Origin of the sequence: Streptomyces sp. NBC_00388, assembly GCF_036061255.1 — a bacterium.
Taxonomy (GTDB): Bacteria; Actinomycetota; Actinomycetes; order Streptomycetales; family Streptomycetaceae; genus Streptomyces.
The window spans coordinates 74,794-92,970 of record NZ_CP107948.1 but is presented as its reverse complement, the minus strand read 5'-3'; the positions used below and the strand labels follow the sequence as shown (position 1 = coordinate 92,970).

The 18,177-nt window shown below is 68.5% G+C and carries 23 protein-coding genes and 3 pseudogenes; 9 read left to right on the top strand and 17 right to left on the bottom strand.

Features of this window, described 5'->3' with window-relative positions; all coding sequences use genetic code 11:
• Window positions 1-72 precede the first annotated feature (72 nt).
• The gene (locus OG917_RS00465; protein ID WP_328315461.1) at window positions 73-339 is read left to right on the top strand and encodes a hypothetical protein; all 267 of its coding nucleotides are present in this window, start codon (window positions 73-75) and stop codon (window positions 337-339) included.
• 50 nt (window positions 340-389) lie between these two features.
• Entirely contained in the window at window positions 390-551 is a 162-nt protein-coding gene (locus tag OG917_RS00460; RefSeq protein ID WP_328315460.1) for a hypothetical protein, read from the top strand.
• Between the two features lie 175 nt (window positions 552-726).
• Here OG917_RS00460 and OG917_RS00455 read toward each other — a convergent pair whose 3' ends face one another.
• The 4 genes from OG917_RS00455 to OG917_RS00440 all read right to left on the bottom strand — a co-directional run bounded on the left by OG917_RS00455 (window position 727) and on the right by OG917_RS00440 (window position 2,594).
• The gene (locus OG917_RS00455) at window positions 727-1,269 is read right to left on the bottom strand and encodes a hypothetical protein (RefSeq protein WP_328315459.1); all 543 of its coding nucleotides are present in this window, start codon (window positions 1,267-1,269) and stop codon (window positions 727-729) included.
• Window positions 1,270-1,492: 223 nt separating this feature from the next.
• The gene (locus tag OG917_RS00450) at window positions 1,493-1,642 is read right to left on the bottom strand and encodes a hypothetical protein (RefSeq protein WP_328315458.1); all 150 of its coding nucleotides are present in this window, start codon (window positions 1,640-1,642) and stop codon (window positions 1,493-1,495) included.
• A gap of 38 nt (window positions 1,643-1,680) precedes the next feature.
• Complete coding sequence (locus OG917_RS00445; protein ID WP_328315457.1) at window positions 1,681-1,854, bottom strand: hypothetical protein; 174 nt, start codon at window positions 1,852-1,854, stop codon at window positions 1,681-1,683.
• An 89-nt stretch (window positions 1,855-1,943) separates the two neighbouring features.
• On the bottom strand, window positions 1,944-2,594 hold the full coding sequence (locus tag OG917_RS00440) for an SDR family NAD(P)-dependent oxidoreductase (RefSeq protein WP_328315456.1): 651 nt from the start codon (window positions 2,592-2,594) through the stop codon (window positions 1,944-1,946).
• On the opposite strand from OG917_RS00440, the gene OG917_RS30575 reads away from it, so the two are divergent.
• The gene (locus OG917_RS30575) at window positions 2,494-2,775 is read left to right on the top strand and encodes a TetR family transcriptional regulator C-terminal domain-containing protein (protein WP_443058891.1); all 282 of its coding nucleotides are present in this window, start codon (window positions 2,494-2,496) and stop codon (window positions 2,773-2,775) included. The genes OG917_RS00440 and OG917_RS30575 overlap by 101 nt on opposite strands.
• 140 nt (window positions 2,776-2,915) lie before the next feature.
• Here the strand turns inward: OG917_RS30575 and OG917_RS00430 are convergent.
• Together OG917_RS00430 and OG917_RS00425 are read right to left on the bottom strand one after the other, a co-directional pair.
• Window positions 2,916-3,074 (bottom strand): annotated as a pseudogene (locus OG917_RS00430) (ArsR family transcriptional regulator); the annotation flags it as partial.
• 91 nt (window positions 3,075-3,165) lie between these two features.
• On the bottom strand, window positions 3,166-4,197 hold the full coding sequence (locus OG917_RS00425) for a GlxA family transcriptional regulator (RefSeq protein WP_328315454.1): 1,032 nt from the start codon (window positions 4,195-4,197) through the stop codon (window positions 3,166-3,168).
• Between the two features lie 130 nt (window positions 4,198-4,327).
• Between OG917_RS00425 and OG917_RS00420 the strand changes: the two genes are divergently transcribed.
• Window positions 4,328-5,266, top strand: a complete 939-nt coding sequence (locus tag OG917_RS00420; RefSeq protein ID WP_328315453.1) for an alpha/beta hydrolase — start codon at window positions 4,328-4,330, stop codon at window positions 5,264-5,266.
• A 594-nt stretch (window positions 5,267-5,860) separates the two neighbouring features.
• Here OG917_RS00420 and OG917_RS00410 read toward each other — a convergent pair.
• The 6 genes from OG917_RS00410 to OG917_RS00385 all read right to left on the bottom strand — a co-directional run bounded on the left by OG917_RS00410 (window position 5,861) and on the right by OG917_RS00385 (window position 10,837).
• A complete protein-coding gene (locus tag OG917_RS00410) occupies window positions 5,861-6,832 on the bottom strand; it encodes an aldo/keto reductase (RefSeq protein WP_328315452.1) in 972 nt (323 codons plus the stop codon).
• A 39-nt stretch (window positions 6,833-6,871) separates the two neighbouring features.
• Window positions 6,872-7,963: an aldo/keto reductase gene (locus OG917_RS00405; protein ID WP_328315451.1), complete on the bottom strand. Its 1,092-nt coding sequence runs from the start codon at window positions 7,961-7,963 to the stop codon at window positions 6,872-6,874.
• 69 nt (window positions 7,964-8,032) lie between these two features.
• Window positions 8,033-8,800 carry a glucose 1-dehydrogenase gene (locus OG917_RS00400; RefSeq protein ID WP_328315450.1) on the bottom strand — a complete coding sequence of 256 codons (768 nt, stop codon included), beginning with the start codon at window positions 8,798-8,800 and terminating at the stop codon, window positions 8,033-8,035.
• 79 nt (window positions 8,801-8,879) lie between these two features.
• Window positions 8,880-9,896: a zinc-dependent alcohol dehydrogenase family protein gene (locus tag OG917_RS00395; protein ID WP_328315449.1), complete on the bottom strand. Its 1,017-nt coding sequence runs from the start codon at window positions 9,894-9,896 to the stop codon at window positions 8,880-8,882.
• Window positions 9,897-9,952: 56 nt separating this feature from the next.
• On the bottom strand, window positions 9,953-10,357 hold the full coding sequence (locus OG917_RS00390; RefSeq protein ID WP_328315448.1) for a (R)-mandelonitrile lyase: 405 nt from the start codon (window positions 10,355-10,357) through the stop codon (window positions 9,953-9,955).
• A gap of 156 nt (window positions 10,358-10,513) precedes the next feature.
• Entirely contained in the window at window positions 10,514-10,837 is a 324-nt protein-coding gene (locus OG917_RS00385) for a carboxymuconolactone decarboxylase family protein (protein WP_328315447.1), read from the bottom strand.
• Between the two features lie 221 nt (window positions 10,838-11,058).
• On the opposite strand from OG917_RS00385, the gene OG917_RS00380 reads away from it, so the two are divergent.
• Window positions 11,059-11,955 (top strand): helix-turn-helix transcriptional regulator, encoded by an 897-nt coding sequence (locus OG917_RS00380; protein ID WP_328315446.1) that lies wholly within the window; start codon window positions 11,059-11,061, stop codon window positions 11,953-11,955.
• Window positions 11,956-12,122: 167 nt separating this feature from the next.
• Here the strand turns inward: OG917_RS00380 and OG917_RS00375 are convergent, their stop codons facing one another.
• Both OG917_RS00375 and OG917_RS00370 read right to left on the bottom strand, forming a co-directional pair.
• Window positions 12,123-12,875, bottom strand: coding sequence for a class I SAM-dependent methyltransferase (locus tag OG917_RS00375; protein ID WP_443058890.1), 753 nt, complete (start codon window positions 12,873-12,875; stop codon window positions 12,123-12,125).
• Between the two features lie 175 nt (window positions 12,876-13,050).
• A complete protein-coding gene (locus tag OG917_RS00370; RefSeq protein WP_328315444.1) occupies window positions 13,051-13,695 on the bottom strand; it encodes a hypothetical protein in 645 nt (214 codons plus the stop codon).
• 33 nt (window positions 13,696-13,728) lie between these two features.
• Between OG917_RS00370 and OG917_RS00365 the strand changes: the two are divergent.
• Window positions 13,729-14,045 (top strand): annotated as a pseudogene (locus tag OG917_RS00365) (transposase family protein); the annotation flags it as partial.
• A 54-nt stretch (window positions 14,046-14,099) separates the two neighbouring features.
• On the opposite strand, the gene OG917_RS00360 reads toward OG917_RS00365, so the two are convergent.
• Entirely contained in the window at window positions 14,100-14,525 is a 426-nt protein-coding gene (locus OG917_RS00360; protein ID WP_328315443.1) for a DUF4267 domain-containing protein, read from the bottom strand.
• An 80-nt stretch (window positions 14,526-14,605) separates the two neighbouring features.
• Window positions 14,606-15,052: a DUF1772 domain-containing protein gene (locus OG917_RS00355; protein ID WP_328315442.1), complete on the bottom strand. Its 447-nt coding sequence runs from the start codon at window positions 15,050-15,052 to the stop codon at window positions 14,606-14,608.
• A 91-nt stretch (window positions 15,053-15,143) separates the two neighbouring features.
• On the opposite strand from OG917_RS00355, the gene OG917_RS00350 reads away from it, so the two are divergent.
• Together OG917_RS00350 and OG917_RS00345 are read left to right on the top strand one after the other, a co-directional pair.
• Window positions 15,144-15,722, top strand: a complete 579-nt coding sequence (locus OG917_RS00350; protein ID WP_328315441.1) for a TetR/AcrR family transcriptional regulator — start codon at window positions 15,144-15,146, stop codon at window positions 15,720-15,722.
• 492 nt (window positions 15,723-16,214) lie between these two features.
• A pseudogene (locus tag OG917_RS00345) lies at window positions 16,215-16,313 on the top strand (MerR family transcriptional regulator); the annotation flags it as partial.
• A gap of 64 nt (window positions 16,314-16,377) precedes the next feature.
• On the opposite strand, the gene OG917_RS00340 reads toward OG917_RS00345, so the two are convergent.
• Window positions 16,378-17,334 (bottom strand): NAD(P)-dependent alcohol dehydrogenase, encoded by a 957-nt coding sequence (locus OG917_RS00340; RefSeq protein WP_328315440.1) that lies wholly within the window; start codon window positions 17,332-17,334, stop codon window positions 16,378-16,380.
• A 112-nt stretch (window positions 17,335-17,446) separates the two neighbouring features.
• On the opposite strand from OG917_RS00340, the gene OG917_RS00335 reads away from it, so the two are divergent.
• Window positions 17,447-18,127, top strand: a complete 681-nt coding sequence (locus OG917_RS00335) for a TetR/AcrR family transcriptional regulator (RefSeq protein WP_328315439.1) — start codon at window positions 17,447-17,449, stop codon at window positions 18,125-18,127.
• Window positions 18,128-18,177: the final 50 nt, after the last annotated feature.

Genomic DNA, 18,177 nt, shown 5'->3' with positions numbered 1-18,177 from the left:
CGATCAGCTGACAGCACCCTGAATGACGAATCGAAGCAGCGGCACCGAAAGTTTCAGCCGGCCGAGGCGCAGTTGTCGAACGTCTGCTCACTTTGCTTCAAGTACCTGAAGAGCTCCGCGTCGCTTCGCACGCCGAGCTTCCTCGAACCGGTCCAAGAGCGACAAGGACCCGGCGAATGGCTGCCCACCGACCACTCCTACCGCTGCGCCTACGCCACGACCTGGGTCGCAACCAAGCTGCGCTGGGATCTGGCCGCTGACACCGCCGAGGGCCAGGCCCTCCTCGGACTCGCCGTGGACTGCCCCAACACCAACGTCGTCTACGAACCTGCCTCCTGACAGCCAGGCCGGCCCTGCCGACGAGAGCACGGCACAACAAGGAGCCGTGAGTGGGCGGCAGCACGGGCACCTTCCCGGCCGCCCCTCTCTTTCTCGTGATCAACCGCTGTGAACGACCGGATGTGCGCCGCGTTGTCTCCTCGTTGATGGCCAGGCACGAAGTCATCAAGACCCTGGAAACCGTCGGCTCTGAAGGGAAGCCGTCCCGGTAGGAGGACGCGCGCCCACGGGCAACGTGGCCGCAGGCCGGAACTGGTGGAGAACAGAGAGGCCCGGGCCATCGGTCCGGGCCTCTCTTGGCGTACGGCGTGTAACTACTCGGGGCTCCGGTTGTGGTCGCAGCGGCGGCACGACATTTACGGAGGGTGGGGCGTTTCCCGGCCGAGGTCAAGACGCCGAGTGTTCGTCCCTCCAGTGCCCCCACGCTTCCGTCGCGTCCTCGAATGCCTGGCTTGGCTCGGGCTGAGGATCACCGCGCCGCCAGGCGAAGAGACACTGCACCAGGTGATCGAGCAGAGGAGGGATAGCGACCTGCGGAGCCCTGTTCAAATACTGGAAGCTGCTGGCCGAGTGCTGGAGAGCAAACAGCGAGCCGGTGAACAGCTCACGCAGCTGCCGGTCAGGGATCTCCAGCGCTGCCAACTCCGCCTCCATGACCAGAAGAGGCCAGTCGGGATTCTCTCTGCCGTCATCGAACTCGATGCCCTCTTCGCGGAGGAGCCGTGCCATGGCAGCGAGTCGAGGGCCAAGCACTGCGGCGATACGCCCCCGGGCAGCGTCCTCCCGATCAAGCTGTGCCGCATGTATCTCGACCCCCTTCAGCTCCATCTGCGCGCGATGAGACAAGCGCGTCACGTACAGGGATGCGCCGCCGCCTATGAGCGCACCCACAAGACCAGAAGCCGGTGATATCCAATCCATGACCTTCATGATCCTGTCCAGTCCACCGGCCTGGGATGCTAACGGCGGAGCCCAGTTCTGTATCCAGTGATGTTGTGGCAAATCTTGGGATATTGATGGATCCGGCGTCCGTCTAAGACCTGTTCCGTGACCAGCAGTTACGGGACAGGTCTTAGGCCGCGTGACCGAACCTGTCACCTAAAGGTGCAGCAGACCCGAACTGGCCGATGTCGTTTTGCGTGACGGCCCGGGCTCACACCGCGTCACCGTACTCGCGGTTCACGGCCGCCACGTCCCCGGATTGGTCGGTGATGGCCGCGACTCGGTCACCGCGAGCGAGTAGTTGTCTGATCAGGTCAGGCCCGAACGTCTGCGACGGGCCGGTGGGGAGCCAGGGTGCCATGTCACCCCAGGATTCGTGGATCTCGTTGTTTTCCCGGCTCAGGCGAAGGCCGCGGCGTGCTCGGTGATGAAGCTGTGCAGGCTGCGCGGGGCGGTGCCGGTGAGGGTCGCCACGCCGTCGGTCAGCCAGGCTGCGTCGCCGTCGGCGATCAGCCCGAACGCTTGGGCGTTGGAGATCGCGACGGGTTCTGGGACGCCCGCCTTGATCATCACCGCCCGGTGTTCGTCCGGACGGATCTGGCGGTACTCGATCTCGTGTCCCAGTGTCGCGGAGAGTTCATTGGCGATGTCGGTGTAGGTGATCAGGGCAGAGCCGGTGAGCCAGTAGGTGTGGCCCGCGTGCTCGCCCGGCCCAGCGGGCTGGCGGCCGCGAGTGTGTCGAGCAAGTCGCCCATGCTCTGGGTGATCTCGGTCCGGCTGGGTCCGAGCGCGACGGCGTTGACGCGCACGCCGGCCGGGCCGAATTCGGCTGCCCAGGCGCGGGTCAACGCCTCCAGGGCAGCCTTGCTCGCCCCGTAGGCGGCCATACCCGCGGCCCCACGGGCTGCGACCATGGTGGTGGAGACGTTCACAATCGCCCCGCGACCATGTGCCGCCATCGACGGGGCCATTGCCGCGGCGAGGAAGAACGGGGCCCGGAAGTTCACCGCGCTCATCGCGTCGAAGGCCGCGCCGGTGGTCTCGGCGGTCGGGCCCAACTCCCAGTAGCCGGCGTTGTTGACCAGCACGTCCACCTCGCCGGCCTCGGCAGCCAGGCGTCGCACTTCCTCGGGTGCGGCGAGATCGGCGCGAATGAAGCGCCCGCCGGTCTCGACGGCGACCTCCTTGCCCCGGTCCTCGTCGCGGCCGGTGATGATCAGCGAGCTGTCCGACGACCATCCGTGGGCGCGCGACGCTCTGGCCGCCAGCTTCACCGTGTGCTCCGAAGCGATCCGCGCCGGCCTGGCCGCCATGGTCGACAACGGCTCCCTGTGGCCGGAGACCGACGCGACCACGCTGTCCCTCGCCTTGTTGGCGGCAGTGCAGGGCGGGCTTGTCCTCGCGCAAGCACAGCACACCACCGAGGCCCCCGAAGCGGCCCTGGACACCGTGATCACCCACATTCACGACCACGCCGTACCGCCGCCGGCCTGAACCGTGCAGTTCGGCTCTGCCCGACTCGCGCAGAAACGCCACCCGCCCGCAGGCCGGGGCATGTCGGGCTCGCCCTAGCCGCGATGTTCGCGGTCGTGGTGCAGACCACGGTCGCCTAGGCCGCGTCCGTCTCACGGCCCGCCGGCCAGGCGCAGGCGGGCGATGTGTTGGCTGACCGAGGGGTGGGCGACCGCGCACGCTTCGGTCAGCGTGCTCACATCAGTCTCGCCCTCGGAGAGCCGTTCCAGGAGGGTCGGCCGGGTGCCGTCGGCCAGCAGCCCCAACACCTCCGCGGCCATCGCGGCGCACCCCCGTGCCCCGTGGCCTCTCGGCGCGGCGGACTCCCCGTGCAAGCGGTCGTGTTCCTGCGGCAACCCGTGCCGAACGGCGTCACGTGCCTGCGGACCGGACCCGCTGGTCCTCGGAGAGGGGCGGTGCGAAGGCAGTGGTGGCCGAGCGGAATGCCCTCCGGTAGGCGGACGGGGTGATGTCCAGGGCGGTGCGCATATGCTGCCGCAGGTTGGTGCCGCTGCCCAGGCCGGTCCTGGCGGCGATGTCGTCAACAGGCAGTTCGGTCGACTCCAGCAGATGGCGTACGTGTGCCAAGCGGGCCGAGGCGAGCCATTCGGCCGGGGAGAGCCCGGTCTCCTGTCGGAAGCGCCTGGTGAAGGTCCGTACGCTCATGTGGCAGTGGGCCGCGAGGTCTTTGAGGGACAGCCGCCGATCCAGGTGTTCCGTCATCAGCGTCCGCGCCCCAGCCGTCGAGGTGCCCGCGTCCTCCCGGACCGGGCGCTCGATGTACTGCGCCTGCCCTCCGTCTCTCATGGGCGCGACGACGTTGTACCGCGCCACCCGGTTCGCCACGGAACTGCCGTGGTCCTCCCGGACCAGGTGCAGGCACAGGTCGATGGCGGCCGCGCCGCCGGCTGACGTGAGGATCCCGCGATCGGCGATGTAGAGCGGGTCGGTGTCGAGGTCGACTGCGGGAAAGAGCCGCCTGAACTGCTGCGCGTAGCGCCAGTGGGTCGCGGCCCGCCGGCCTTCCAGCAGGCCGGCGGCCGCGAGTACGAACGAGCCGGTGCACAGGGACACCACCCGGGCGCGGCGCCGGGCCGCACGGCGCAGCGCTTCGGCGACGGAGGCGTGCACCGCGCCGGCGTCCAGTACCTCCGGGCAGCGGGTGCCGGCGACGATCACCGTGTCGGCGTGCTCCAGCAGGGACAGGTCGCCCTGCGGCGTGATGCCGTACCCGTTCACCGTCGGTACCGGGGAGCCGTCCGGGGTGAGGGTGCGTACTTCGTAGGCCGCGGTGCCCGCGCGGGTTTCGACCGCGGCAAGCATCTGGGCCGGGATGCTCAGGTCGAAGGCCACCACCGGTGCGAGGGCCAGCACGGCCACATGATGTGGTGTCGCGACTGTCATGGCCCAATAGTTGCACATAGTGGCTCTCGGGCCACTTCTGTGCCGCTCGTGATCGGCAGAGACTGAGATCAGTTCCGCACAACAGACCGGGCAGCACCCGGTCGAACACCCGGAAGGTGCCTATCCCGCCATGACTGCTCCTGCTGTCGATCCCGAGATCCACACCCTGCTCGACACCGCCGACACCGGCGTCTTCCCCGTCCATGGCCTGGACGCTGTCCTCGCCGACCCCCAGCGCTACGCCCTGCTGCGCGCACACCCCGACACCCCCGTCGACGACCAGATAAAGGTGCGGGACCTGTACATCCCCGGCCCCGCAGGACAACTGCGACTGCGCGTCTACCGTCCCGACACCACCGAAGACCTGCCGATGATTCTCTACGTACACGGTGGCGCCTTCACCTACGGATCTCCCGAGGCCGAAGAGGGACGCTCCCTGCGCTACGCCCGCGACGCCCACGCCGTCGTCGTCTCCGTCGACTACCGCCTCGCCCCCGAACACCCCTACCCGGCCGCAGCCGACGACGCCTACGCCGCCCTGACCTGGATCGCCGACAACCCGGCCGAACTCGGCGGAGACCGAACACGCATCGCGGTGGCCGGGGGCAGCGCCGGCGGGAACATCGCTGCCTCCACCGTGCTCCGCGCCCGCGATCAGGCGGGCCCGCGCCTGCTCTTCCAGTCCCTGACCTACCCCAGCGTGGACGGCAGTCTCACCAGCGCCTCGGCACGGGAGTTCACCGATACCCCGGTCTTCAACCGGGCCGCGCTGGAACTGGCCGTGCAGTACTACGCGAAGGACGGCCATGCCGACCCGTACGCCTTCCCAATCCGCGCCACTGATCTCAGCGGCCTGCCGCCCACCTACATCGCCGTGGCCGAGATCGACCCGCTGCGCGACGAGGGCCGCGACTACGCCGCACGCCTGTCCGCCGCCGGCGTCACCACCGAACTCGTCCAGGTTCCCGGCGCCGTACACGGCTTCGACCTCCTCTTCCCTCAGGCCCGCATCAGCGAACACAACCTCACCGACCAGGTACGCACCCTGCGCGAGGCCCTCCACCCCTGACAGGGCGTTCCTGCCGGCTCGGCGGGAGGCGTACCAGCAGCGCAACACCGTCGAGCGGCGCATCAACAGCTTGAAGCAGTGGCGCGGCATCGCCACCCGCTACGAGAAGACCCCGACCGTCTACCTATGGCGGACTTCATGTCGCAGGCATCTTCCTCTGGGCCGGCCGCACGCTGATCCAAACGAAACCGCCTGGTACTCCAGCCGGACTTCGGTGTATGTCCTGGTCAACGGCTTGAGCGTAGGAATTGTAGCGGGGTGGTGCCGGGTGCGGGGCGGGATCGCCCGGCCTGTCCCGCGAACGAGCGGCCGCGCCGTGTGGAGTGACAGCGGCGGGCTCGGGCCTGGTGTCGGCGGCGCCATCTCGACCAGTTCATCGCATGGTTGCCCTGTCGAGCAGGCCGCCGGTGGGTGGATGCCAGTAGACGGCGGATCTCGGCTGGGAGAGGACCAGCCTGGCCACCGTCCTTCTTGCTCTCCTGAAAGACGGCACCCAGCTTCGTCCCGCAGGCTCCTACCCAGGGCGGTCAAGAAGGCGGTGAACAGGGGAGGGTTTCCGGATCTGACCCGCATAGGGTTTGCCGCCGACCGGATTCAGAACCAGGACGGTCCCACGTTGGTGTAGGGCTCTTCCAGAGCGGCCACTTCGTCGTCCGACAGGTGCAGATCGAGCGCATCCACGGCCTGAGACAGGTGGTGGGGTTTGGTGGCTCCGACGATGGGGGCGGAGACCAGAGGGTTACGCAGCACCCAGGCGAGAGCGATCTGGGCCATGGCCACCCCTCGTGCTTCGGTGAGGTGCTGTACGGCATTGATGACCGGCTCGTCGTGGGGGCTGTCGAAGGACTGCACGACGTGGTCGGCGCGGGAGCGGGTGCTCTGCTCGCCGGCGGGGCGCGCGAGGCGGCCCTTCCCGTTCGGGGAGTAGGGCACCAGTCCCACGCCCATGTCGCCGCACATGGCCATCAGTTCCGGCTCGTCTTGGCGGCGCAGGAGGTTGTACTGGTTCTGCATGGATACGAAGCGGGTCCATCCGCCGAGGCCGGCGGCGTGCTGAAGTTTGGCGAACTGCCAGGCGTACATGGATGAGGCGCCGATGTAGCGGACCTTGCCGGCCTTGATGGTGTCGTGCAGTGCCCCCATCGTCTCTTCGACTGGCGTCTCGTCGTCGAAGCGGTGGATCTGGTAGAGGTCGATGTAGTCGGTGCCCAGCCGGGAGAGGGAGGCATCGACCTGTTCGAGGATTGCTCGGCGGGACAGGCCCTCGCCGCCGGGGCCGTCGTGCATTTTCCCGCGGACTTTGGTGGCCAGCACGATGTCCTCGCGCCGGGAGTACTCGCGGATGGCGCGGCCGGTGATCTCTTCGGAAGTGCCAGCCTGGTAGACGTTGGCGGTGTCCCAGAAGGTGATGCCCAGTTCGACGGCCTGCCGGAAGAACGGCGCGGCCTTGTCCTCGGTCAGGGCCCAGGGGTGGGCGCCGGGGACGGTGGGGTCGCCGTAGCTCATGCATCCCAGCGCGAGGCGGCTGACCTTGAGGCCGGTGGTGCCGAGGCGGACGTACTCCATGGGGAGCGTTCCTTTCGTGTGCTCGTGTCCCTGTGTGGCTCAGTGCTGCCGGGTGCCGGCGGAGTTGGCGTGCTCCTGGATGAGGGCGCCGAGGGCCTCGGGGTCGTTGGCCGTGCGGTCCCGCTGGGCGGAGCCGAAGGCGCCGTAGGGGTAGGGCGCCGGGTTCGGGTCGCTGGCAATATCGAGTGCCCTGGTGGAGTCCGGGTCCAGGCGCAGGTCTGCAGCCGTGAGGTTTCCGGCGAGCTGGTCCAGGGTCCGGGCGCCGACGATGGCGGAGGTGACGCCTGGTCGGTTGATGACCCAGCTGAGCGCGGCCTGGGCGGGGGCGACGCCGTTGTCCTCGGCGACCCTTCGGAGGGCGTCTACGGAGTCCCAGGTGTGGTCGGAGTGCTCGTAGTTGGCAGAGGTGTACTGGTAGAGGGCGTGGTCCTGGCCCGCCCGGGTGTCGGAGGGCCGCTGCGCGCCGCGCTCGTACTTTCCGGTGAGGAATCCGCTGGCGAGCGGGGACCAGGCCAGGATGCCGAGCCCGTTGTGGCGGGCGGCGGTAGCCATTTCCCATTCGGTCTGGCGGGTGGCCAGGTTGTACTGGGCCTGGAGGGTCACCGGCACCGGGTAGCCGTGCGCCTGAGCGGTGGAGACCGCGAGCTGGAGCTGCCAGCCGGTGAAGTTGGACAGGCCGACGTAGCGGATCTTTCCGGCGCGGACGGCCGTGTCGAGGAAGGACAAGGTCTCCTCGATCGGGGTCAGGGGGTCCCAGGCGTGGAGCTGGTAGAGGTCGATGGTGTCGACTCCCAGCCGGCGCAGGGAGGTGGTCAGTGCCCGGTCCAGGTGGCGTCTGGAGGTTCCGGCTTCGTTGGGGTCGGTGCCGGTACGGGTGCGGCCCTTGGTGGCGATGACGGCGCGGTCGGTGACCTCGCTCGGGCGGGCGGCGAGCCACCTGCCGACGGTCTCCTCGGCCATTCCGCCGTTGTAGACGTCGGCGGTGTCGAGCAGATTGCCGCCGGCGTCAAGGAAGGCGTCCATCTGCGCGAACGCGTCGCTCTCGGGCGTCTGCGGGGTTCCGAAGTTCATCGTGCCCAGGGACAGGTTGGACACCAGGGTTCCGCTGGTACCGAGACGGCGGTACTCCATGGCATTGGCTCCTTACGTGACGCGGAGGCGGCCGCTTTGGCTGCGCGCTCTGAGGGGGGATGGGTGGTGTTAGTGGGTGGTGTAGCCGCCGTCGACGGGAAGGGCGACACCGATGACGAAGCTGGCAGCGTCGCTGCACAGCCATACGGCTGCGGCGGCGACTTCTTCGGCCTTGCCGAGGCGGCCGATGGGCTGCTGCTTCATGATCTCGGTCATGGCTTCGGCCTGGCCTTCGAGCATGTCGGCGACCATCGAGGTCTCGACAACGCCGGGGCAGATGGCGTTGATGCGGATGCCCTTGGGGGCGTACTCGACCGCCGCGCTCTTGGTCAGGCCGATCACGCCGTGCTTGGAGGCGTGATAGGCGGCGCGTTCGGGCAGGCCGACCAGGCCGCCGAGGGAGGAGCTGTTGACGATGGCACCAGAGCTCTGTTTGCGCATCTGGCGCAGCTCGTACTTCTGCGAGGCCCACGCGCCGCGCAGGTTGACGGCGTTGACCTGGTCGAAGTCTTCAGCCTTCTCATCTGCGGCGTCCGAGGGCGGGGCCTGGATGCCGGCGTTGTTGAAGGCCATGTCGAGGCGGCCATAAGCGGCCACGGCCTGGTCGACCATCGCTGCGGCCTGGTCTTCGTCGGTGACGTCGCACACCACGCCGATGGCCTGGTGGCCGGCGTCGGTGAGGTCCTTGGCGGCCTTGTCGACCGCGGTCTTGTTGACGTCGGCCAGGACGACGGCGGCGCCGGCCTGGGCGAAGGCGCGGGCGGCGGCGAGGCCCATGCCGGAGGCCGCGCCGGTGACCAGGGCGACCTGGCCGTCGAAGTTGTACTGCGGGTTCACGAAGGGATTCCAATCTCCGGGCCGGGGCGGGTTCCGCCCGGGTGCTGAGAGACACGGGGGTGCGTGCCGGGGTGTTGTGTCAGGGGCGCAGGAGGGTTTTGATGGCGCGTCGTTCGTCCATGGCCTTGTAGCCTTCGGCGGCCTTCTGCAGGGGGAGTTCGAGGTCGAAGACCTTGCCCGGGTTGATGCGGCCGCTCAGGACGCGCTGAATGAGGTCGGGGAGGAACTCCCGGACGGGGGCGGGTCCGCCGCGCAGGGCGACGTGGGAGAAGAACAGTTCCTCGCCGTCGATCTGCACGCCGTGGGGGACGCCGACGAAGCCGACGTTGCCGCCGGGGCGGGTGGAGTGCAGGGCCTGCTGCATGGAGTCGGGGTTGCCCACGCACTCCAGCACACGGTCGGCGCCGATACCGCCGGTCAGTTCCTTGACGCGGGCCACGCCCTGGTCGCCGCGTTCGGCGATGATGTCGGTGGCGCCGAACTCGCGGGCCAGCTGTTGCCGCGACTCGTGGCGGGACATGGCGATGATCCGCTTCGCCCCGAGCTCTTTGGCGGCGATGACCGCACAGAGTCCGACCGCGCCGTCCCCGACCACGGCGACGGTGTCGCCGGGCTCGACCTCGGCGGCCACTGCCGCGTACCAGCCGGTGCCCATCACATCGGAGCAGGCCAGCAGGCTGGGGATGTGCTCGTCGGCGACGTCGCCGGGTACGTGGACGAGGGTGCCGTCGGCGAAGGGTACGCGGACGTACTCGGCTTGGGCGCCGCCGACGAACTCGCGGTGAAGGCAGTTGGTCTGGTAGCCGTTTTCGCAGTTGGGGCAGGTGTTGTCGGAGGCGAAGAACGAGCCGACGACCAGCTGGCCGGGCTTGATGCCGGTCACGTCGCTGCCGACTTCTTCGACGATGCCGACGTATTCGTGGCCGCCTGGTGTGGGCTCGGGGACGTCGTTGATGCCGCGGTAGTCCCACAGGTCCGAGCCGCACACGCAGGTGGCCAGGGTGCGGATCACCGCATCGGTGGGCTGCTGGACGGCGGCCTGGGGGCGGCCTTCGACGCGGACGTCGTGGGGGGCGTGCAGCACGGTTGCGCGCATGGTTGTCTCCGTATCTCGCGAGACGGGCGGGTGGGGATGTAAGGCGGTGGGACGGTTCAGGGCGTGCGGGCGGGGCGGCGGGGGCCGGTGTACTCGGCGTCCGTGACGTGTTCGAGCCAGTCGACGTCGTCGCCCTCCCACAGCGCGATATGCGCCATGAACCGGTCCGGGCTCGCACCGTGCCAGTGCTCCTCACCGGCCGGAGTGAAGACCACATCACCGGGGTGGGCCTCGAAGATCTCGCCGCCGCGAGACTGGATCAGAGCGATGCCCTCCACGATGTAGAGGGTCTGCCCCAGGCCGTGGGAGTGCCAGGCCGTACGGGCGCAGGGCGCGAAGCGCACCATGTTGGCCCGTGCGCGAGAGGGGTCCTCACCCCGGTAGATGACATCCGCCCAGGCATCCCCGGTGAACATTTCGGCAGGCAGCTTCGCCGTCGCCGGCCGCTGGATAATCTCCATGATCGTTCTCCATGACTACATAAAGTCACAGCATGGCTACGCACAGGTGATGGATAGAGCGGGCGCAGGCGGTAGTGGTGCACACCGCTAGCGGTGCCGCCCGTACGTCCGGGGCCGGGGCAGCGCCTTCGGGCCCTCACCGCCTGCCATGGGTCTCTAGGACGCGAGGACGTCGCGGGCGATGGTGAGCGCGGACATGGCCTTGGGCCATCCGGCGTAGAACGCCAGGTGCGTGATCGTCGCGATCAGCTCCTTGTCGCTGACCCCGTTCTCCCGGGCCTTGCCCAGGTGGAAGGCCAGCTGCTCGCTGCTGCCGCTGGTGATCAGGCTGGCCACCGTGACCAGGCTTCGCTCCCGCGCGGACAGGTCCGGGTCCTCCCACACCTGCCCGAACAGCACGTCCTCGCTGTAACCGGCCAGCGCCGGGGCAATGTCCCCGAACTGCTGACGCGGCCCCACAGGCTTCTTGTCCTCCGACATGATCGGCTCCTTCCACGTGGGCGCCCAGGCGTCTCCCCGCGGGGCGGGCACCGGTCTCCATTGCGTCTCGCAGCCGGGGTGTACGCCACCGGAGCGGACAGGTGGCCCTTTGCTGGCCTGCTATCGATGAAACGGCAGGTCACGGGCGTGCGGAAGGACCCGTTGATACGTGTACTGCCAGTACACCCCTCGCATCCCGGAACCGTCGTAGCCTCGATGACATGGACAACCGCAGCGAGGTCCGCGAGTTCCTCACCAGCCGCCGCGCCAAGATCACCCCCCAGCAGGCCGGCCTCCCCGCCGCAGGCCAGCGCAGGGTGAAAGGGCTGCGCCGCGAGGAAGTCGCGATGCTCGCCGGCGTCAGCGCCGAGTACTACGCCCGCATGGAGCGAGGCAACCTCTCCGGCGCCTCCGAAGCCGTCCTGGACTCCCTGGCCCGTGCACTGCAGCTCGACGAATCCGAGCGCGCCCACCTCCTGGACCTGGCACGCACCGCCAGCACCACCCGCCGCCGCACCGCACAACCGATCCGGCCAGTTCTGCAGCAGCTACTCGACGCGATGACCGAGGCACCCGCCTTCATCCGCAACGGCCGCCTCGACATCCTCGCCACCAACAGACTCGGCAAAGCCCTGTACTGGCCCGTATTCCAAGATCCGGCCAGACCGGTCAACCTCGCCCGGTTCCAGTTCCTCAACCCCGGCGCCGCCCAGTACATGACCGAACTGGACTACCAAAGGGCCGCATCGGCGGCACTGCTGCGCACCGAGGCCGGACAAGACCCCTACAACCGCGATCTCAGCGACCTGATCGGTGAACTCTCCACCCAGAGCGAAGACTTCCGCACCCTCTGGGCCGCACACGACGTACGCCTGCACCGCACCGGCTTCAAACGCTTCCATCACCCCGCCGTCGGCGACCTCACCCTCGCCTTCGAGGGCCTGCCCATCCCGAACGACCCTGGCCTCACGCTCACCGCGATGAGCGCCGAGCCCGGCACCGCATCACACGACGGACTCCGGCTCCTGGCCAGCTGGGCCGCCACCCTCGATCAGAGCGACCGGCCGAACACCGAACTCACCAGCGACCAACACAGCACACACCAGCCTCCGCCATAAGCGAAGCGCCCTCGGCTCCTCGACGGCGCTCTGGCACATGGATGAATCCCTGCGGCAACCGAAGGAGGAAATGCCACGCCCGCGAGACTGATCAGCGTGCCATCGACCTGAGACAAGGGAAGAACGGCCGGTCAACGATCTCAGCCGGTGCCACGAGTGGCGAGACACTAAACCCGACGAGCCGCAGTCGGCCGTGCCAACGGATGACAGAGCGTCCGTGCCTTCATGCGGAGCGCGGTGACCAGTAGCGTGTCAGCGGTGCGGTGCCCGCTGCTGGGGGCGGGCAGTAGGTCGATGGTGATGTCGGACAGCCCGGCCCTGTCGAGTACCTCCGTCCACACGTGCTCCTGGAGTACCCAGCGGCGCATCGTGGCCGGGGCTCCCGCTGGTGTCTTCGCCGGAATGTCGGCGTGCACGACGTCGGTCTCTGCGGATTCGCCGCTCAGGTAGTGGCTCAGGGTGGAGAAGACGAGCCGGCCGCCGGGCCGCAGCGCGGCGGCCGCGGCCGGGAGCAGTTCCCGCGGGTCGTTGAAGTCGATGGCTCCGAAGACGCTGTAGAGCACGTCGTAGGTGTCGGGTGCGATGCGCAGGTGGTCCACGACGTCGGCATGGACCAGGTGCAGGCGCGGGGCGAGGTGGCCGTACAGGCCGATGGCCCTGGCGTGTTGGGCGGCCGAGGAGTCGATGGCGACGACCTGGGCGGGCTGGCGGCGGGTTGCCAGGTGAGCAGCGTGGCGGGCGGATCCGGCGCCGAGGTCACCGACGCACAGGCCGGTCAGGTCACCGAGGACTTCGGAGCCAGGTCCGCCGTCCTGACTCCAGGTCCAGCAGAAGGTGTCCGGTACATCGTGGCCGGTGGCGGCACGAGTGCGGCCGTAGTGGTGCCAGAGGTCTGGGGAGGTCGTCGTCACCTGCCTCATCCTGTCGGTGCAAGGCTGCGTCGGGGGCGGTTCGGCGGAATCTCACCCGGACAGGCCTTGGCGCTGCGGCTGGGTGGCCGGGGCACTAAAAGCTCCTACCAGAATGATCTGGACACACTCAAATAGGGCACTCGGTTGAGCGGGACAGGCGCGGTGGGTACGAGTGGGACGAGCCTCAGGGGCGCTCGTTAATCAGCGCGAGGAGATGTTCCAAGACGGCCCCGTTGCTAATGCGTAGTCCGTCGTGTTGGTACTCATCGGTGAGCCAGGGCTTCAGGCCATGGATGATCTGGGCGGTACTGAGCGACAGACCACGATCAAGGTACATATCGTCGTGGTAAATGGCGGCGGCGACGGGAACGGTGTTATCTCGTAGGCGATCGATGTCGTAGAGCGCAGGCCAGGCCGGGCGTTCGGCGATCAGGTGGGCAGCCTGGCGGAACGGCCGGAGCACCGTGTCGGTATCGAACATCCAGGGGTGGATCATCTCTCCGGTGAACAGGATGGGTGCGCCTGAGTCGAGCGCGGCTTCGGCGTCGAAGGCGGGGAACTCACCTCGGACGCGCTGAGCCGACCAGCGAGTGGCTTCCGTTTCCTGCACGTATGTGGCCTCGTGCAGCAGGTAGTACAGCGGTCCGCCGGCTACGTCGGCCAGTTCGCGGTCGATCTGGAACAAGAACGCCTCTGACGGTTCGGTTCCGCCGGTGAAAGGGTCTTCGAGAAGATAGTGCAGGCGAAGGCTTCCATCGGTGCCACCAAGCATGTTGCCCAGGGCCTGAAAAGTTTCGACGGTCAGCGGTCTGCCGCTCGGCAGGGTCACCCTGTGGTCGCGCAGGGGCCCTTACCGGCCCTGGCCCTTCCCGGCGCGACACACGATCTGAGCGCGGCACGACACCACGGCATAGCCGACGCCCTCGCCAACGCGGACCTCAAGTGCTGGGCGGACAAGGCATACCAAGGAGCCGGCGGACCGGTACGTGTCCCCTTTCGGGGCCGTCGCCTCAAGCGGTGGAAACGCCGCCACAACAGCACCCATGCCACCGCTGCCTCGGCGAACAGGTCATGGCTACCCTGAAGGGCTGGCGGCTCCTGCGGAAACTCCGCTGCAACACCAACCGCATCACCGACTTCGTGAAGGCCGTCCTCGTCCTTCATCACGCATCGATGTGAGGTTGGAAAAGGCTCAGTGACTGGCGGACACCGGCACGCGCCGAGGTGGTGGCGTCAGGCGGGCTGCATGGCGGGCGTTGCCGGAGCCGCCACGGCCTTGCGGGTCTCGCGCATGATCAGAAGGCCGTTGACCACCATCAGCGTTGCGGTCAGGCAGTGGACGCCGAGCGCAGTGGCCACGGAGCCGTGGTGGGCCAGCACGGTGGTCATGTCGCCGTAAGCGGCGAGGGACTCCACCAGCAGCGCCCAGCCCAGCGCCCGGCGGTGGCCCGTCACCAGCAGTGCGCCCAGGACCAGGGCCAGGACGACGTCGCGGATTCCCTTGATGATCAGGAAGCCGCCACCGTCGCCTGACGGCGGGCTCGGCAGGCCGAAGCCCGCCGCCGCCGTCTCCGGGCTCAGGATGAACTCCGTCCCGAACCAGAGGATGAAGAGGATGAAGGCGGCGGCCAGGACGGTGTTGATCTTCTTCAGTAACACTGTTCTTCTCCTTGTGGGTTTTTCGTCGGCTCGGTGGGCTTCGTGGGGATTGCTGAGTCCTGCGGTGCCGGCCTGCGGGCTCAGACGAGGGCGGCGACGAGCAGGGTGAAGGCGGCGACGAGCACAGCGACGCGGACGTAGTGGAAGCGGTCCCAGCGGTGCATCTGCTCCTTCCAGTCCTCGGGCCGGTTCTCGGGGGTCCATGTCTTGCTCTGGTTGTTGATCGGGACGAGCAGCAGGAGCGACATGACCACGCTGACGATCAGCAGCGCGCCGGCGGTGACGACAAGTCCGGTTCCGTCGTGGTGCCATCCGGCGATGGCCCAGACCGCGACAAGGACGAGCGAGCCGATGTACCAGAACGGCATCACGGCGCCGAGCATCCGGCCACCGTGGGCGCGGCCGAGCTGACCGCTGTCCTCGGGAAGTGCGTTGAAGATCGGGTTGATGACGAAGGCGACGGAGAACTCCACCCCCACCATCAGTCCGAAGGCCACGGTGGTGACGACCTGAAGCGCATCGAGCATGATGACCTCTCCGGGAATCTAGCGTTGCTAGGCAATGAGGCAAGGCTAGTACTATTGCCGCTCGGTTGTCTAGCAGTGCTAGGATCGGGTCATGTCGGTACAGGAACGCAAGGAGCGGGAACGGGCGGGCCGCGAGCGCCTCATCGTGGCCACGGCCCGCGAACTCGCCGAGCAGCAGGGCTGGGACGCGGTCACCACCCGGCGACTCGCCGAGCGCATCGAATACAGCCAGCCCGTCCTCTACAGTCACTTCCGCGGCAAACGGGAGATCATCGGAGCCGTCGCGCTGGAGGGCGCCGCCGAGATGGCCGCGGCGGTGCGCGCCGCGGCTTCCGCAGCGGAGGGCCCTCGCGCTCGGGTCGCCGCCCTCGCGCGCGCCTATCTCGACTTCGCCGAGCGCAACCCGGCGGTCTACGACGCCATGTTCCAGCTCGACGGCGGTCTCGCTTACGCACAGGAGGACACCCCCGAGCCGCTGAAGGATGCCTTCGCCGCTCTGCTGGAGAACCTTGGGGAGGTTGCCGGGGACGGCGTTGCCCCGGGATTGTTCACCGAGACGTTCTGGGCGGCCCTGCACGGACTGGCCACGCTCACCCGGGCCCGGCGGCTCCCGGCGGAGGACACCGAGCGCAGGGTCGAGCTGCTCGTGGACCGGCTCGCCATCGTCTGACACACCGCCCCAGCGGGCACGCCGCAGGCGTTCTCGGGGACTTGTCTGCCCGCCTGCGGCACCGCACCTGGTCACTGGCGCCCACGCGGCGCAGCCGCAGGTCGTCGGTCCCCTGCCCCGGGCGGGCACCAGAAGGACGTCGACCGCTGCCCACCGGCTCATCTCTGGCGCGGGCGCTGACGAACGGCGGACTGGAGCACCACCCGTGGTCGTACGCCTACCTGCCCGAAGCGGATCCCGGCCTAAAATGGCAACATTCGAGGCCGCAGGGCTCCAGCTACCACCCAGAAAGGCGACCGCTACCCGGTCGTCGGTTCGGGGGCAGAGGCTAGGTAATCCCTCCTGCGGCCGCGTTGTACTCCTCCTCGGTAACCTCGCGGTAGCCGTCATTAGAGCGGCCTCTCGGAGCTGTCGCCGTGCTCGCTCTCGCTGTCGAGGGGCTGGATGCTGCCGGCGTTCGCAGTTTCGGGGCCGTACTCGTGCTGCTGGAGCCTCGTCACCCCGCTCCGCTCCGAGAGCGGCCACCGCCGCTACTCCCGCTATCAGCTACGCGCCCGAGAACTCGTAGATGCCGGCACCCCCATCTGGGCTTACGCATCCGCGGAGCCCGGGGTCGCAGTCGTGCACTGCCACCTCGATGCTCCCGTGCGTGCACTCATACGACCTGGATGACGTGTTTGCCGCGGACGCCTCCGGCTTCGAGGGCCCGGTGGGCGGCGGCGATGTCGTCGAGGGTGTGAACGGTGTCGATGACGGGGACGACGTCGCCGTTCTCGGCGTACTGGGTGAGTTCGGTGAGTAGCTGGGTGTCGGGGTTGCCGCTGAAGATTCGGATGCGTCCGCGGCCGTGGACGGCCGAGGTGAGGATGGTGGTGAGGCTGGCGAGGGGGCGGTTGAGGTCGGTGGTGATGGCGACCATGCGGCCGCCCGGTGCCAGCAGGCGGCGCAGGCGGGACTGCTGGGTGCCGGCGGCATCGAGGATGACGTCGAAGGACGACAGCTGTGAGAGGGGTGTCGTGCGGTAGTCCAGTACCTCGTCGGCGCCCAGGCCGCGGACGAAGTCGAGATTCCGTGCTCCGGCCAGGGCAACGACGTGCGCTCCCAGCAGCTTGCCGATCTGGACGGCCACGCTTCCCACGCCTCCGCTGGCGCCGCGCACCAGCAGCCGCTCCCCGGGCTTGATCGCCGCGTGATCGCGCAGCGCCGTCAAGGACGTGGTCCCGCCAGCCAGCAGGGAAATCGCTTCCGCCGGGGTCAAGCTCCGCGGGGCGGGGGAGATCTTTCGGGGGCTGATGGCGACGTACTCGGCCATGCTGGCCACCTTCAGCCGCTGAATGCCCCACACCCGGTCACCGACACGCACTCCGGTGACCGAGGCACCCACCGCGGCGACCTCCCCTGCGAAGTCAACCCCGGTGCCCTGGGGGAATGTGCGGCCGGTAATCAGGCGCAGTTTTCCCGCGCGCCCGGCGAGTTCACCACCGTTGACGCTGACCGCGTGGACACGGACCAGGACCTGGTCAGGCTTGATCGTCGGTATCGGCACGCTACCTACGTACAGAACCTCCGGAGGCCCGTAGCGGTCGAAGAGGGCAGCACGCATCTCACTCATGATCTTGTCCTGTTCCACGTTCAAGGTGCCGGGGGAGCGGCCGGCCCCGCCGGTACACTCACGCTAACCCCCTAAACGGGCGACATCTTCCACTTATAGAGAAGTGAGAGACATGCCTGCTCAGCCCTCTCACGAACCCCCTCAGCGGGCCGGAGGCCGGGCCGACGACACCGGTCCGGCAGAGCGACGCGCAGACGCCAGGCTCAATCGCGCCCGTATTCTCCAGGCCGCCCAGGATGCCTTCGCCGACAAGGGCATCGACGTTCCCCTGACCGCGGTGGCCCGCCGCGCAGGCGTCGGCGCCGCCACCCTGTACCGGCACTTCCCCACCCGCGCCGCCCTCGTGAGCGCCGCCTTCGCCGAACAGCTCTCCGTGTGTGTGGCTGTCCTCGACGAGGCGCTCGACGATCCGGACCCGCTGCGCGGCCTGCGCAACCTTCTTGAGCAGGTGTGCGCCATGCAGGCCACCGACCGCGGCTTCGCGGCGGCGTTCATGGAGCACTTCCCCGACGCTCTCGACTACGACCAGGAGAGCGCCCGGGCCGAGGACGGGCTGGCCCTGCTGATCGAACGCGGCAAAAGGACCGGCCAGCTCCGCGATGACGTGGCCACCGCTGATGTAACCCTCCTGCTGCTGGCCAACAGGGGCCTGGCCGGACAGCCCGAGGACACCGCACTGGCCGCCTCCCGCCGCCTGCTCGCCCACTTCTTCCGCTCGGCCCAAACCCGATACACAAGCCCCATGCCACCACCCCCACACCTGGGGCTGCACAAAGTTCACCCGCACTTTTGAGACCCAACGCCCAGGACGGCTTCAGGGCCGGGACCGCTGTGACGTCCCGG